Annotated in this window: 14 protein-coding genes; 11 read left to right on the top strand and 3 right to left on the bottom strand. The window is 64.4% G+C overall.

The features are described 5' to 3' along the window. The first annotated feature begins 64 nt into the window (after positions 1 to 64). The 3 genes from AC07NT_RS07970 to AC07NT_RS07960 all read left to right on the top strand — a co-directional run bounded on the left by AC07NT_RS07970 (position 65) and on the right by AC07NT_RS07960 (position 2,219). Positions 65 to 454 (top strand): response regulator, encoded by a 390-nt coding sequence (locus tag AC07NT_RS07970; RefSeq protein ID WP_498597011.1) that lies wholly within the window; start codon positions 65 to 67, stop codon positions 452 to 454. A gap of 228 nt (positions 455 to 682) precedes the next feature. Then, complete coding sequence (gene ygiD / locus AC07NT_RS07965) at positions 683 to 1,549, top strand: 4,5-DOPA-extradiol-dioxygenase (protein ID WP_498597012.1); 867 nt, start codon at positions 683 to 685, stop codon at positions 1,547 to 1,549. Positions 1,550 to 1,643: 94 nt separating this feature from the next. Continuing rightward, a complete protein-coding gene (locus AC07NT_RS07960) occupies positions 1,644 to 2,219 on the top strand; it encodes a chalcone isomerase family protein (protein WP_498597013.1) in 576 nt (191 codons plus the stop codon). Between the two features lies 1 nt (position 2,220). Here the strand turns inward: AC07NT_RS07960 and AC07NT_RS07955 are convergent, their stop codons facing one another. Further along, entirely contained in the window at positions 2,221 to 2,961 is a 741-nt protein-coding gene (locus AC07NT_RS07955; protein WP_498597014.1) for a sulfite exporter TauE/SafE family protein, read from the bottom strand. Between the two features lie 2 nt (positions 2,962 to 2,963). Then, positions 2,964 to 4,193, bottom strand: coding sequence for a DEAD/DEAH box helicase (locus AC07NT_RS07950; protein ID WP_498597015.1), 1,230 nt, complete (start codon positions 4,191 to 4,193; stop codon positions 2,964 to 2,966). Positions 4,194 to 4,290: 97 nt separating this feature from the next. On the opposite strand from AC07NT_RS07950, the gene AC07NT_RS07945 reads away from it, so the two are divergent. The 4 genes from AC07NT_RS07945 (at position 4,291) to AC07NT_RS07930 (ending at position 8,389) form a co-directional block, all read left to right on the top strand. Then, positions 4,291 to 4,605, top strand: coding sequence for a DUF6172 family protein (locus AC07NT_RS07945; protein WP_498597016.1), 315 nt, complete (start codon positions 4,291 to 4,293; stop codon positions 4,603 to 4,605). Between the two features lie 12 nt (positions 4,606 to 4,617). After that, positions 4,618 to 5,529, top strand: a complete 912-nt coding sequence (gene rssA, locus AC07NT_RS07940) for a patatin-like phospholipase RssA (protein WP_498597017.1) — start codon at positions 4,618 to 4,620, stop codon at positions 5,527 to 5,529. 75 nt (positions 5,530 to 5,604) lie between these two features. Next, positions 5,605 to 8,013 (top strand): bifunctional diguanylate cyclase/phosphodiesterase, encoded by a 2,409-nt coding sequence (locus AC07NT_RS07935; RefSeq protein WP_498597018.1) that lies wholly within the window; start codon positions 5,605 to 5,607, stop codon positions 8,011 to 8,013. A gap of 10 nt (positions 8,014 to 8,023) precedes the next feature. Next, entirely contained in the window at positions 8,024 to 8,389 is a 366-nt protein-coding gene (locus tag AC07NT_RS07930) for a hypothetical protein (protein ID WP_498597019.1), read from the top strand. A gap of 57 nt (positions 8,390 to 8,446) precedes the next feature. On the opposite strand, the gene AC07NT_RS07925 is transcribed toward AC07NT_RS07930, so the two are convergent. Then, the gene (locus AC07NT_RS07925) at positions 8,447 to 9,643 is read right to left on the bottom strand and encodes an amino acid aminotransferase (RefSeq protein WP_498597020.1); all 1,197 of its coding nucleotides are present in this window, start codon (positions 9,641 to 9,643) and stop codon (positions 8,447 to 8,449) included. A 138-nt stretch (positions 9,644 to 9,781) separates the two neighbouring features. Between AC07NT_RS07925 and uvrB the strand changes: the two genes are divergently transcribed. The 4 genes from uvrB to iscU all read left to right on the top strand — a co-directional run bounded on the left by uvrB (position 9,782) and on the right by iscU (position 14,226). Continuing rightward, the gene (gene uvrB, locus AC07NT_RS07920; protein WP_498597021.1) at positions 9,782 to 11,911 is read left to right on the top strand and encodes an excinuclease ABC subunit UvrB; all 2,130 of its coding nucleotides are present in this window, start codon (positions 9,782 to 9,784) and stop codon (positions 11,909 to 11,911) included. A gap of 110 nt (positions 11,912 to 12,021) precedes the next feature. Next, positions 12,022 to 12,558: a Fe-S cluster assembly transcriptional regulator IscR gene (gene iscR, locus AC07NT_RS07915; RefSeq protein ID WP_498597022.1), complete on the top strand. Its 537-nt coding sequence runs from the start codon at positions 12,022 to 12,024 to the stop codon at positions 12,556 to 12,558. Positions 12,559 to 12,599: 41 nt separating this feature from the next. After that, positions 12,600 to 13,820: an IscS subfamily cysteine desulfurase gene (locus AC07NT_RS07910; protein ID WP_498597023.1), complete on the top strand. Its 1,221-nt coding sequence runs from the start codon at positions 12,600 to 12,602 to the stop codon at positions 13,818 to 13,820. Between the two features lie 19 nt (positions 13,821 to 13,839). Continuing rightward, the gene (iscU, locus tag AC07NT_RS07905) at positions 13,840 to 14,226 is read left to right on the top strand and encodes a Fe-S cluster assembly scaffold IscU (protein WP_057676330.1); all 387 of its coding nucleotides are present in this window, start codon (positions 13,840 to 13,842) and stop codon (positions 14,224 to 14,226) included. Positions 14,227 to 14,276 lie beyond the last annotated feature (50 nt).

The raw sequence follows: 14,276 nt of genomic DNA, 5'->3' as shown, positions 1-14,276 counted from the left end.
AGTCCGGGGAGCCCGTGCGTAAAATCCGCCCGGGGTCTATTGCGTCCAGATCAATTCGCCAGCGATGAAAAAAATATTGATTGTTGATGACCACGCCACGACTCGCCAACTTATCAGGTGGGCGTTGGCGGAATCTGGGTATCGTCTCTACGAAGCCTCGAATGGAGACGCTGGCATCAGTGTCGCGCGGCAGGTGAACCCGGACCTCATATTGCTTGATGTTGTCATGCCAGGCGATCGTGACGGCTTTACGGTTTGCGCAGAGCTGCGCGCGGATCGGGATTTTTCTGATACCAAGATCATTCTGCTTTCCGCCAACGACACCGCGCAGGACAGCGAAAAAGGCAAGCAGGCGGGTGCCAACGCCTATTTGGTGAAGCCGTTCAAGCCAACCACCCTGCAAAGTGTCGTGAGCCGGCTGCTTGAAGCAGATCCTTCGCCCCGAACGCCGTAAAGCTGTGGAAACATCCCTGGCCGGCCCAGCCTGCCAAGCGGACTAGTCGTGTGCGTGTTGCCCTGGGCCCAGGGGCGAGCGCGTTGGTTGTTGGGTTTTACGTCTGGCGATGGGTTGCGGGGATGCAAAGGCGACAATCAGAAGTCCGACAAGATATCAGTCATGCAGCGTCGTTTTGTCCTCGCCACGGCCCTGGGCCGTGGCGCCAGCCTTCTGACCGGAATACCTATGAGCACCCTTGCCGGGGCGACCAGCCTCACCCAGCTCCAGTCGCTCCTGCCCAGCCCGCGCATGCCGGTGCTGTTCATCGGGCACGGCAGCCCGATGAACGTGATCGAGCCTAATGAATTCCGGCCCCAGTGGGAGGCGCTGGGTACCGAATTCGGTACTGGCGCCCAAGCCCGCTGGCCGCGCCCGCAGCTTGTCCTCTGCATCTCGGCGCACTGGCTCACGCGCGGCTGGTGGCTCACGGGCATGGCGCTGCCGCGCACCATCCACGATTTCGGCGGGTTTCCGCAGGCCCTGTTCGACCAGCAATACCCCGCCCCCGGGGCGCCAGCCGTGGCCCGTGCCCTGGCGGCCGAACTCCAGCAGCCCGGCAGCCGGCAGCCGCTGGGACTGGATGAGGAATGGGGCTACGACCATGGCAGCTGGTCAGTGCTCAAGTCCCTGTTTCCACGGGCGGACATTCCAGTGCTGCAGCTCAGCATGGACTACAGCCGCCCGCCCGCCGAGCACTATGCCCTGGGCCAGCAACTGCGGTCCTTGCGCGAGCGCGGCGTGCTCATCGTGGGCAGCGGCAACATCGTGCACAACCTGCGCACCATGCGCCGCGGCTTGCCCAACAACCAGGCCTACGACTGGGCCATCGAGTTCGATCAACGCATGGGCGAGCACATGGCCCAGGGGCGGCTGGATGCGCTGCCGGATTTCCTGCAGATGGGTGAACTGGCGCACCTGGCCCATCCCACACACGACCATTTCCTGCCTCTGCTGCACGCGGCGGGTGCCGTGTTTCCCGGCGAGGCACCACGGTTTTTCAACACGGGGTTCCAGGGCGCTTCGATCTCGATGCGCTCAGCCATCTGGGGCTAGGAAGAGGCTTGCATAGGGCCATCTGTAAGCCTGTGTAAGCCAGCGACAATGCCACGGCTGTCCAACCACGACCAGAGAAAAAATGAAGCTCACCATGAAAACGCTGCTCCTGTGCATCCTGGGCTTGCTGGCTTTGCAGGCCGGCGCCCGCGAAGTGGAGGGCGTGAAATACGAGGAGACCATCGAGGTCGCTGGCAGCAAGCTGCAGCTCAACGGGGCCGGCATCCGTTACAAGGCCGTGTTCAAGGTCTACACCGCGGGTCTGTATCTGGGGCGCAAGGCCAGCACCACGGCCGATGCCATTGCGCAGCCCGGCCCCAAGCGCCTGGCGCTGACCTTTGTGCGCGAGATCGCCTCCGAGGAACTGGGCAGGCTGTTCATCAAGGGCATCAAGACCAACACGCCGAACGACGAGTACACACGCATCGTCGGCAGCGTGATGCGCATGAGCCAGGTCTTCTACGAAGCCCGCAAGATGAAGGTCGGTGAGGTTATCCATATGGACTGGCTGCCAGGCAGGGGCACGGTGATCAGCATCCGCGGCGTTCCGGTGGGCGAGCCCTTTCCCGAACCCGAGTTCTACGGCGCATTGCTGCGCATCTGGCTGGGCCAGGATCCGGCCGACTGGACGCTGAAAGACGCGCTGCTGGGCCTGTCCGCGTCGCAATAGCCTAGAGCAGTGCGCGCAGGATCAGGCTGCTGCCGGTGAGCAGCAGCACGCCATGCAGCACCTGCAGAAAGCGTCGCTTGTCCAGGCGCAGACTGGCCTGGTGGCCGATGTACAAGCCCAGTGCCACGGCAGGCAGCAGGCACAGCACCAACCACAGCAGCTCGGGCTCCAGCAGGCGTCCGGCGAGCAGGAAGAGCCCCACCCGGATCACGGAGCTGAACATCAGCACGGTTGTCTGTGTGGCGCGGATCTGCTGCACGTCGTCCAGGCGGCGCATCAGGTAAACCGAATAGACCCAGCCCCCGGCGCCAAACAGCGCGCTGAACACCCCGCCCACACCGCCATACCACCAAGCCCAGCGTGGTGAAAGCGGGGTCCTGGCAACAGTCTGCGCGCGCAGGCCACGCAGGGCATACAGCACGACAAAGGCGCCGAGCAGGGGCATGAGCAGCTTCACCGGTAGCGTGAACAGCAGCCAGGCGCCCAGCGCGCTGCCGACGAAAAGCGCGGGCACGAGGCGCCAGAGTTCGCGTCGCACCACATGCTCGCTCAGGCGCCAGCCGTTGGACCAGGAGGCGATCATGTCGGTCAGTGCCAGCGTGGGCACGATGGTAGAGACCGGCAGCAGATGGGCCAGCAGGGGCGCGCTGACCAGGGTGGAGCCGAAACCCACCAGGCCGAACACCACATAGGCGAAGGTGATCACGGGTTCGGCCAGGGCCAGGGTCAGGAGATCGGGCATGGTCAGGGCTTGTGCGCAGCAGCGCGCAGCTTGTCTTTCTTGCTGGGGCGTTTGCCCTTGACGCCGCCGGTGGCGGCTGCCGCTGGCGCGGTTTCCACCGGCTCGAAGCCAGCGATCTGTTCACGCGGCAACTGCAGGCCCTGGCGCTTTTCGATCAGGCGGAAATGCGCTTCCGTGGCGGCGCTGACCAGGCTCACGGCCAGGCCGCTGGCGCCGGCACGGCCGGTACGGCCGATGCGGTGGGTGTAGTCGCTGGTCGAACGCGGCAGGTCGTAGTTCACCACCACCGGCAGCTGCGTGATGTCCAGGCCGCGTGCTGCCACATCGGTGGCCACGACCACGGTGAGGCGCTCGGCCTTGAAGTCGGCCAGCACCTGGGTGCGTTTGCCCTGGCTGAGTTCGCCGTGGAAAGGCTCGGCGTCAATGTCGGCCTTGCGCAGCTTGTCGGCCACGATCTCGGCCGCGTGTTTGGTCGCCACGAACACCAGCACCCGGCTCCAGTGCTCCTGGACGATCAGCTGACGCAGCATCTGGGTGCGCCGACCCGCATCAACGGCAATCGCTCGCTGCACGATATCGGGCTGGTCCTGGGGCGCGGGCAGAACATTGATGTGCAGCGGGTCCTGCAGCAAGGTGTGCGCCAGGGCCTGCACGGCCGGGGGGAAGGTGGCAGAGAAGAGAAGTTTCTGTCCCTGTTTCGGCAGCAGCGACAGCAGGCGCGTCAGTTCCTCGGCAAAACCCAGGTCCAGCAGGCGGTCAGCCTCATCGAGCACCAGCGTGCGCACGCCGGCGAGCGTGAGGGCGTTGTGGTCCAGCAGATCCAGCAGGCGGCCGGGCGTGGCCACCACGATGTCGGTGCCGCCTCGCAGGCCCATCATCTGCGGGTTGATGGACACGCCGCCGAACACCACGCTCACCTTGAGCGGTTCGCTCAGGTGCTGCGCGAGGCTGCGGAACTCCTCACCGACCTGGGCGGCAAGTTCGCGCGTGGGCACCAGCACCAGGGCGCGGGGGCGGCGGGGTTTTTCGGCCGGGGTCTGCGCCAATTGCTCCAGCAGCGCCAGCGCGAAGGCCAGGGTCTTGCCCGAGCCTGTCTGCGCCGAGCCCAGCACGTCGCGGCCCTGCAGTGCGGCGGGAATGGCCTGTACCTGGATGGGCGTAGGACGGGTATAGGTCCTGGCGGCGAGGGCGCGCAACAGGGCGGGCGACAAACCCAGTGATGAAAATGGCATGAACAGCTTCGGGGAGGGAAGCCCAGTTTAAGCCCTGGGCCTTCGGCCCAGCCGGGGCGACGATAATCAAGCCCCCGCGAATCTACCAAGGCCCATCGTGCGCAAAACCTACCAGCTCATCATCGAGGGCAAAAACCGTGACCGCGTGCTCGACGCCGTCAAGCATGACATCCGCAAATACGTGAAGCGGCAGCGGCGCGTGGCGCTGCCCGAAGGCGTCGACTTCTGGGACTTCGATTGCAAGTTCGGTCTGAGCGCAGAAACCGCCGCACCCATCCATTTCGGCAACCTCATCGAACAGATCGACGTTGCTGCCAAGGAAGGAGCAACAGCCTTTTATGTGGAACTGCTCGCGAAAAACGGCCATCGCAAGGCCCGGGCAGGTGGTCCCGCCGAGGCTCCCCAGGACTGAGCACCGGACGGCATGAATCGACCCCATGCACGGAAGATCGGCCTGGCCCTGGGCAGTGGCTCGGCGCGTGGCTGGTCGCACATCGGAGTCATCCGCGCGCTGGAGCGCGCCGGCATCGTGCCCGACATCGTCTGCGGGACCTCCATCGGTGCCCTGGTGGGCGCGGTCTATGCGGCCGGTGAACTGGACCGTTTTGAGCCCTGGGTCCGCAGCCTGAGCTGGAAGTCCGTGCTCGGCCTGATGGACTTCAAGATGGGCGGTGGCTTGATCGAGGGCGGCAGGCTGCTGGAGTTCTTCCGCAGCCACTACGAAGACCACGGTATCGAAGGCCTGCAGAAATCCTACGCCTGCGTGGCCACCGAGCTCTACACCGGTCGCGAGATCTGGCTGCGCGAGGGGCCGGTGATCGACGCCGTGCGCGCCTCCATCGCCCTGCCGGGCCTGTTCAAGCCGGCTCAGCATGACGGCCGGCTGCTGGTGGATGGCGGTCTGGTCAACCCGGTGCCTGTGTCCCTGTGCCGCGCCCTGGGTGCGGACATCGTGATCGCAGTGGATCTGAACTGGGACATCATGCTGCGCCACAGCCGCGTGGCCAGCCATGCCAGGGAGGCCGAAGCCGAAGAGGCCCCGCCGGGTGGCTTGCTGCAGGCCATCGTGTCGCGCCTGCGCCCGGCCAAGCCTGGCAGTGGCCCGGAGGCCGGCATGCCCATGCCCTCCATGCTGGACGTGCTGACCACCAGCCTGAACATCATGCAGATGCGCATCACGCAAAGCCGGCTGGCGGGCGAGCCGGCCGATGTGGTGATCCGTCCCAGGCTCAACGACGTGGCGCCGATGGACTATCACCTCGCCAGCCCCACCATCGCCGAGGGCGAGCGCGCCGCCGAGTTCGCTTTGCCGCATTTGCGCGACGTTCTGGCCTGAACGGCTGGCAGAACGGAGGAGCTTGCTGGGCGGCCGGTCGTCCTGCCCGGATAATGAAAGCTTCGGGTATCCCTGATGACCAAGCACTTCAAAGACCTGAGTTTCAAGGCGCGCCTCCTGATCATCATCCTGTCCCTGGTGGTGGCAGGGCTGTGGTTGCTGGCCGTGCGCGTGGCCAGCGTGATGCAGGTCGAGCTCGAACAGATTCTGGCCACCCAGATGTCCACCACGGTGGACTATGTCGCAGCGGATCTGGACATCAAGGTCCAGCTGCGGCTGGACATGATGGCGGAGATTGCCGATGGCATCACACCGGAGGTGATGGCGGACGCGCCCAGGCTCGCTGCCTACCTGATGCAGCGGCATGTTCCCAAAAGCATTTTTCCGACCGGGACTTATGTCGCCAACGCCGAAGGTGTCATCGTGGCCGAGCAAGTCACGCTGAAGGGGCGGTTGGGGGGCGTGATCAAGGATCGCTCCTACTTTGTCGAGACCATGAAGACGGGCAAGCCGGTGGTTGGCGAACCGCGGCTGGGTCAGGTGGCCAACCTGCCCATCGTCACGCTGTCGGTGCCTGTGAGAGACCCGCAGGGGCGCAGCATAGGGGTTCTGTCGGCCGCCATGTACCCCGCGGATGCGAATCTTTTTGGTCAGCTCGAGGCGACCAAACTGGGCAAGACTGGCAGCTTCTTCGTGATGTCACCAAGGCACAACCTGATTGTCTCGGCGACAGACCAGAAGCGTGTCATGCAGCCGCTGCCGGCCAAAGGCCTGAACCCGGTGCTCGACCGGCGGGTTGTAGAAGGGTATGAGGGGCCTGGTGTCTCGGTCAATTCCCTGGGTGTCGAGACTTTCTCGGTCAGTCGCAGCATGAAGACCACGGACTGGTTCGTGATGGCCGGAGTCACCACGGCCGAGGCCTTCGCCCCCATCGCCACGCTGAAGCGTCAGGTCTATTTCGCAGCCCTGTTGCTGACCGTGGTCATGGTTCTGGTGTTGCGCCACATCCTGGTGAGGCAATGGGAACCGATCGAAGCGGCGGGTCTGCGCATCCGGCGCATGAGCGATGGCAAGGAGCCTTTTGCCCCGATTCCGGTGGAGCGCAAGGACGAAATCGGTACCCTGATCGATGACTTCAACCAGTTGATCGTCTGGCGCAAGGTGGCCGAGCACCAGATGGAGTATCTGGCCCACCACGACACCCTCACCGGCCTGCCGAACCGGGCCCTGGTGCAGGACCGGTTCGAACAGGCCAAGGCCTACGCGGACCGTGCGGGCAGCAAGGTGGCGTTGCTCTTCCTGGACCTCGACAGCTTCAAGACCATCAACGACTCCCTCGGCCACACCGTGGGGGATGTCCTGCTCAAGCAGATTGCGATGGGGCTGACCGAGTGCGTGCGCGATACCGACACGATTAGCAGGCAGGGGGGGGACGAGTTCCTGATTGTTTTGCCGGCCGTGCAGAGCGCCGACGACACGGCGCCTGTGCTGGCCAAGCTGCTGGAGCGTTTGCGCCAGCCCATCCTGATCGATGGGCATGAACTCTCGACCTCGGTGTCGATCGGCATCGCCATCTATCCGGACGATGGCGCCGATTTCGCCACCCTGCTCAAGAAATCGGATACTGCCATGTACCGGGCCAAGGACGCCGGGCGCAACACCTACCGCTACTTTGACGAACAGATGAATGTGGAGGCGGTCGAGCATCTGGCCCTGCGCAACGACCTGCGCCGTGCGCTGGAGCGTGGCGAGTTCGTGCTGCACTACCAGCCGCAGATCTCTATGGCGACCGGCCAGGTCGTGGGTGCCGAAGCCCTGATCCGCTGGAACCATCCGGACCGTGGCCTGGTGCCGCCGGGGCGTTTCATCTCCGTGGCCGAAGAGAGCGGCCTCATCATCCCCATCAGCGAGTGGGTGATGGGCGAGGCCTGCCGTCAGGCCATGCGGTGGCGGCGCGCGGGTCTGCCCGATCTGGTGATGGCGGTGAACCTCTCCGCCGTGCAGTTCAGGCGGGGGGACGTCGAGCAGACGGTGGTGAACGCACTGGAAGCCTCGGGGCTCAATCCCCAGCATCTGGAGCTCGAGCTGACCGAGTCCATCCTGATCCATGAGTCGGAAAGTGTGCTGGCCTCGGTCCAGCGGCTGAAGCAGCAGGGCGTCCGGTTCGCCATCGACGATTTCGGCACGGGTTATTCGAGCCTGTCCTACCTCAAGCGCTTTGCGATCGACAAGCTGAAGATCGATCAGTCTTTCATCCGTGATCTGGCGGTGGACCCCGACGATGCCGCCATCGTGCGCGCCATCATCCAGATGGCGCACAGCCTGGGCCTCAAGACCGTGGCCGAGGGCGTGGAAACCGCCGACATGCTGGCCCGTCTGCGTGTCTTCGGCTGTGACGAGGTCCAGGGCTACCACTTCGCCCGACCCATGCCGGCCGGGCAATTCGAGCAGTACCTGCGTGACAAATCGCTGGGTGCCCTCTGACCATCGCACCATGACCCTGCAGTACCTGGATTTCGACTACAGCGAGGATGCACATGGCCACGGCAGCTTCGAGGCCATGGCCTCGGTGCCACCGGGGCGTCTGCCGGCCTTGCAGGCCGAGATCATGCTGGTGCTGGACTGGGCGTTTGTGACCTTTGCCGGCCAGCGTGCGCCGTTGGAGGAGGGCGGGGAGTGGGATTATCTGCTCGAAGGGCAGCAGGAGTGGAGCCTGCCGCAAACCCTGGTGTACGACGAGGCGGCACGGCGTTTCAGCAGCCTGTCCGGAGAGCCCGGGCCGGTGCGGCATACGGTGACCTTGGCCCTCTGCGGGAGCGCGCAATTCTGCGCAGCATTGCGACAGAAGTTTGCACTCTGATGGCACCAAGAAAAAAGCCGCCCGCGGGCGGCTTTTTTTGCCTCAGGCCGAACCGGCTCAAACCACCTTGGCGATCGCCTGGCAGACGTAGTCGATGTTCTTGCTGTTGAGCGCGGCTACGCACATGCGGCCGGTGTCGGTGCCATAGATGCCGAACTCGCTGCGCAGGCGCACCATCTGATCCTTGCTCAGGCCCGAGTAACTGAACATGCCGATCTGGCTGGTGATGAAGCTCATGTCCTGCTTGACGCCGGCGGCCTTCAGGCCGTCGACCAGCTTCTGGCGCATGGCCTTGATACGCACGCGCATCTCGCCCAGTTCCTTTTCCCAGAGGGCGCGCAGCTCGGGGTTGCCCAGCACGGCGGCCACCACGGCGCCGCCATGGGTGGGCGGGTTGCTGTAGTTGGTGCGGATCACGATCTTGAGCTGGCTCAGCACGCGGTCGGCTTCTTCCTTGCTGGCGCACAGCACGGACAGTGCGCCCACGCGCTCGCCATAGAGGCTGAAGCTCTTGGAGAAGCTGGTGGAGACGAAGAAGTCCAGGCCGGCGGCCACGAACTTGCCGATCACGGCGCCGTCCTCGGCGATGCCATTGCCGAAGCCCTGGTAGGCCATGTCCAGGAAGGACACCAGGCCCTTGGCCTTGATGGCGGCGATCACCTGGTCCCACTGGGCGGCCGTGATGTCGTAGCCGGTGGGGTTGTGGCAGCAGGCGTGCAGCAGCACGATGGTGCCGGCCGGAGCGGCCTGGATGTCGGCCAGCATGCCGGCGAAGTCCACGCCGCGCTTGGCGGCGTCGTAATAACGGTAGCTCTCGACCGTGAAGCCGGCGCTGGTGAACAGGGCACGGTGGTTTTCCCAGCTCGGGTCGGAGATCAGCACCTTGGCGTTCGGATTGAGCTTCTTGAGGAAGTCGGCGCCGATCTTCAGGCCGCCGGTGCCGCCGATGCCCTGCACGGTGGCGACGCGGCCGCTCTTGACGGGTTCGCTTTCAGCGCCGAAGACCAGGCTTTTCACGGCCGCGTCATAGGCAGCAATGCCGTCGATGGGCAGGTAACCACGGGCGGTGGGCTTGTCCATCATGGCTTTTTCGGCGGCCTGCACGCACTGCAGCAGGGGCAGCTTGCCGTTGTCGTCGAAATACACGCCCACGCCGAGGTTGACCTTCTTGGGGTTGGTGTCGGCGTTGAACTGCTCGTTCAGACCCAGGATGGGGTCGCGCGGTGCCATTTCGACGGCGGAGAACATGGACATGTCGGTTCCTTGCAAGAGTAGTGAAGTGGTGGATTCATCCCACTCCGGTCAGGGGCTGCGCCCGGCACCGGAATGACGTATTCTTTCGGGTTAGCCCTAATTTTAACGGGCTCCGGAAACCGTCCACATCAGGCCGACATGCAAGACGTATCAGCAGCAACCGCCCCCGAGTCCGCCGACGCCGGCAGCCCCGCCGCCGAAGGCCGTTTTGTCAGCTACCCAGGCTCTCCCTTCGAGCTCTACCAGCCTTACCCGCCTGCGGGTGACCAGCCCGAGGCCATCAACCAGCTGGTGGAGGGGGTGGAGAACGGCGAGGTCTACCAGACCCTGCTGGGCGTGACGGGTTCGGGCAAGACCTACACCATGGCCAATGTGATCGCCCGCATGGGGCGGCCGGCCATCGTGTTTGCGCCCAACAAGACCCTGGCAGCCCAGCTCTACAGCGAGTTTCGTGAGTTCTTTCCCAAGAACGCGGTCGAGTACTTCGTCAGCTACTACGACTATTACCAGCCCGAGGCCTATGTGCCGCAGCGCGACCTGTTCATCGAGAAAGACAGCGCGATCAACGAGCACATCGAGCAGATGCGCCTGAGCTGCACCAAGAGCCTGCTGGAGCGGCGCGACGTGGTCATCGTTGCCACGGTCTCGGCCATCTACGGTATCGGCAAGCCCGAGGCCTACCACCAGATGGTGATGACACTGCGCGCGGGCGACAAGATGGGCCAGCGTGACGTGATCGCCCAGCTGGTGCGCATGCAGTACCAGCGCAACGACATGGACTTCGGGCGCGGCAAGTTCCGTGTGCGCGGCGATACCATCGATGTGTTCCCGGCCGAGCACAGTGAGCTGGCCCTGCGCATCGAGCTGTTCGACGACGAGATCGAGAGCCTGCAGCTCTTCGACCCGCTGACCGGTCGCATCCGCCAGAAGATCCCGCGCTTTACCGTCTATCCCAGCAGCCACTACGTGACCCCGCGCGAGCAGGTGCTCAACGCCGTGGAGACCATCAAGGTGGAACTCGCAGAGCGCCTCAAGGAACTCGTGAGCATGGGCAAGCTGGTGGAGGCCCAGCGTCTGGAGCAGCGCACGCGTTTCGACCTGGAGATGCTGTCCGAGGTGGGCCACTGCAAGGGCATCGAGAACTACACACGCCACCTCAGCGGCGCCGCTCCTGGCGAACCGCCTCCCACCCTGACCGACTATTTGCCCAAGGACGCGCTGATGTTCCTGGACGAGAGCCATGTGCTGATCGGCCAGTTCGGCGGCATGTACAACGGTGACCGCGCGCGCAAGACCACGCTGGTGGAATACGGGTTCCGCCTGCCCAGTGCGCTGGACAACCGGCCGCTGAAGTTCGAAGAGTTCGAAACCAAGATGCGTCAGGCGGTTTTCGTCTCGGCCACCCCGGGCAACTGGGAAAACGAACATACCGGTCAGGTGGTGGAGCAGCTGGTGCGCCCCACCGGTCTGGTGGACCCGGCGGTGGAGGTCCGCCCTGCGACCCACCAGGTGGACGATGTGCTGCAGGAAATCCGTATCCGGGTGGAGAAGCACGAGCGCGTGCTCATCACCACCCTGACCAAGCGCATGGCCGAGCAGCTGACCGACTACCTGACCGACAACGGCGTCAAGGTGCGCTACCTGCACAGCGATGTGGATACCGTGGAGCGGGTCGAGATCCTGCGCGACCTGCGCCTGGGGGCTTTCGACGTGCTGGTGGGGATCAATCTGCTGCGCGAGGGCCTGGACATCCCCGAGGTGTCCCTGGTGGCCATCCTGGACGCTGACAAGGAGGGGTTCCTGCGCTCCGAGCGCTCGCTGATCCAGACCATAGGCCGGGCGGCGCGCAACCTGCAAGGCCGGGCCATTCTTTATGCCGATCGGGTGACGGATTCCATGGCCAAGGCCATCGGCGAGACCGAGCGTCGCCGGGTCAAGCAGGTGACCCACAACGAGGCGCACGGCATCACCCCGCGTGCCATCGTCAAGCAGGTGCGTGACCTCATCGATGGGGTTTACAGCGAAAAGGCCGGCCGCGAGGCCGAGCGCCTGGAACAGGAGGCCATGGCCCGGGCCCAGGTCGAGGACATGAGCGAGAAGGACATTGCCCGGGAGATCAAGCGCCTCGAGAAGTTGATGCTGGAACACGCCCGCAACCTGGAGTTCGAGCAGGCCGCCCGCGTGCGCGACCAGCTGGGTTTGCTCAAGGCCCGGGCCTTCGGGGCGGCCGTGCCGGACCATCCGGTTACCCTGCCGGGTCCCCGCTGAAATCCAAAAGTCCTTTGTTCACAAGTACTTATGCTGCACTGCGGCTATCCCGAGCGCGGCGGCGGGTTTTTTGGTAAACTTGAGCCAATTACTCGGAAAAGGAGCTTGCCATGCGCCTCACGACCAAAGGCCGCTTTGCGGTCACCGCCATGATTGATCTGGCCCTGCGCCAGAGCAATGGCCCTGTGACCCTGGCCGCCATCAGCCAGCGGCAGCAGATTTCCCTGTCTTATCTGGAGCAGCTGTTCGGCAAGCTGCGTCGCCATGAGCTGGTGGAGTCCACCCGCGGCCCCGGCGGCGGCTATACCCTGGCCCGCAAGGCAGCCGACATCACGGTGGCCGACATCATCCTGTCGGTGGACGAGCCCATCGACGCCACCCAGTGCGGCGGCAAGGAAAACTGCATGGGCGAGGGCGGTCGCTGCATGACCCACGAGCTCTGGGCCTCACTGAACACCCGCATGGTCGAGTTCCTGGATTCGGTCACCCTGCAAAAGCTGGTCGACGATCAACTGGCCAAGGGCATCACCATCGAGGACAAGCCCACCGTCAAGCGCGCCATCTCCAGTGCCCCGGTGGTCAAGCCGGTGCGCGTGAACGCGCCCAATTCGGTGTTCGCGCTGGGCAACGCCTTTTCCAAGTCCTGAGCGGACCGCTCTTTGTATCGATTTCTGTTTTCTAGACCCGTATGGACATGACGCCTCACTTCCCCATCTACATGGATTACGGTGCCACCACGCCTTGCGACCCGCGCGTGGTGGACGCCATGATTCCCTGGTTGCGCGAGCACTTCGGCAACCCTGCTTCGCGTAGCCACGCCTGGGGCTGGGAAGCCGAGGAAGCCGTGGAAAAAGCGCGTGTCCAGGTGGCCGACCTGATCGGTGCCGACCCCCGCGAGATCGTCTGGACCTCGGGGGCCACCGAATCCATCAACCTGGCCCTCAAGGGCGCGGCCCAGTTCTACAAGGGCAAGGGCAAGCACCTGATCACCCTCAAGACCGAGCACAAGGCCGTGCTGGACACCATGCGCGAGCTGGAGCGCCAGGGCTACGAGGTGACCTATCTGGATGTGCAGGAAGACGGTCTGGTGAGCCTGGATGCGCTCAAGGCTGCCGTCCGTCCCGACACCATCCTGATCAGCATCCTGTTCGTGAACAACGAGATCGGCGTGATCCAGGACATCCCTGCCATCGGCGCGTTCTGCCGTGAAAAAGGCATCCTGCTGCATGTGGACGCCGCCCAGGCCACGGGCCGTGTCGAGATCGACATGGAGAAGCTGCCGATCGACCTGATGAGCATGACAGCGCACAAGACTTACGGCCCCAAGGGCATCGGTGCCCTGTACGTGCGCCGCAAGCCGCGGGTGCGCATCGAGGCGCAGATCCACGGGGGCGGTCACGAGCGCGGCATGCGTTCGGGCACCCTGCCCACGCACCAGATCGTCGGCATGGGCGAGGCCTTCCGCATCGCCAAGGCCGAGATGGCCCAGGACCTGGCCAAGGCTCGCAAGCTGCAGCAGCGTTTGCTCGACGGCCTCAAGGACATCGAACAGGTGTTCGTGAACGGCAGCCTCGAGAAGCGCGTGCCGCAGAACCTGAACATGAGCTTCAATTTTGTCGAGGGCGAGTCGCTGATCATGGGCATCAAGGGTCTGGCGGTATCCAGCGGCTCGGCCTGCACCTCGGCCAGCCTGGAGCCCAGCTACGTGCTGCGCGCCCTGGGGCGCAGCGACGAGTTGGCCCACAGCAGCCTGCGCATGACCATCGGCCGTTTCACGACCGAAGAAGAAATTGATTACGCCATCACGACCATCAAGCACAACGTGGCCAAGCTGCGCGAGCTCAGCCCCTTGTGGGAGATGTTCCAGGATGGCGTTGACCTGAGCACGATTCAATGGGCCGCCCACTAAGGCCCCAGGAGTAAAGACCATGGCATACAGTGAAAAAGTCGTAGACCACTATGAAAACCCGCGCAACGTCGGCTCCTTCGACAAGGGCGACGACACGGTAGGCACCGGCATGGTGGGCGCGCCCGCCTGCGGTGACGTGATGAAGCTGCAGATCAAGGTGAACCCGAGTACCGGTGTCATCGAGGACGCGCGCTTCAAGACCTATGGCTGCGGTTCGGCCATTGCTTCCAGCTCACTCGTGACCGAGTGGGTCAAGGGCAAGACTCTGGACCAGGCCGCGGCGTTGAAGAACAGCGAAATCGCCGAAGAGTTGGCCCTGCCGCCGGTCAAGATCCACTGCTCCATCCTGGCGGAAGACGCTATCAAGGCCGCGGTGGACGATTACCGCAAGAAACACGCGCATTAAGCCCGCCCCCGAGGCCCTGCGGCGCCTCCCTCTCAAGGGGGCGCACTCTG

It is taken from the genome of Hylemonella sp. GW821-FHT10B10 (genome assembly GCF_059415585.1).
Note: the sequence above shows the minus strand (reverse complement) of the source record. Positions and strands in the feature narration are given on the sequence as shown.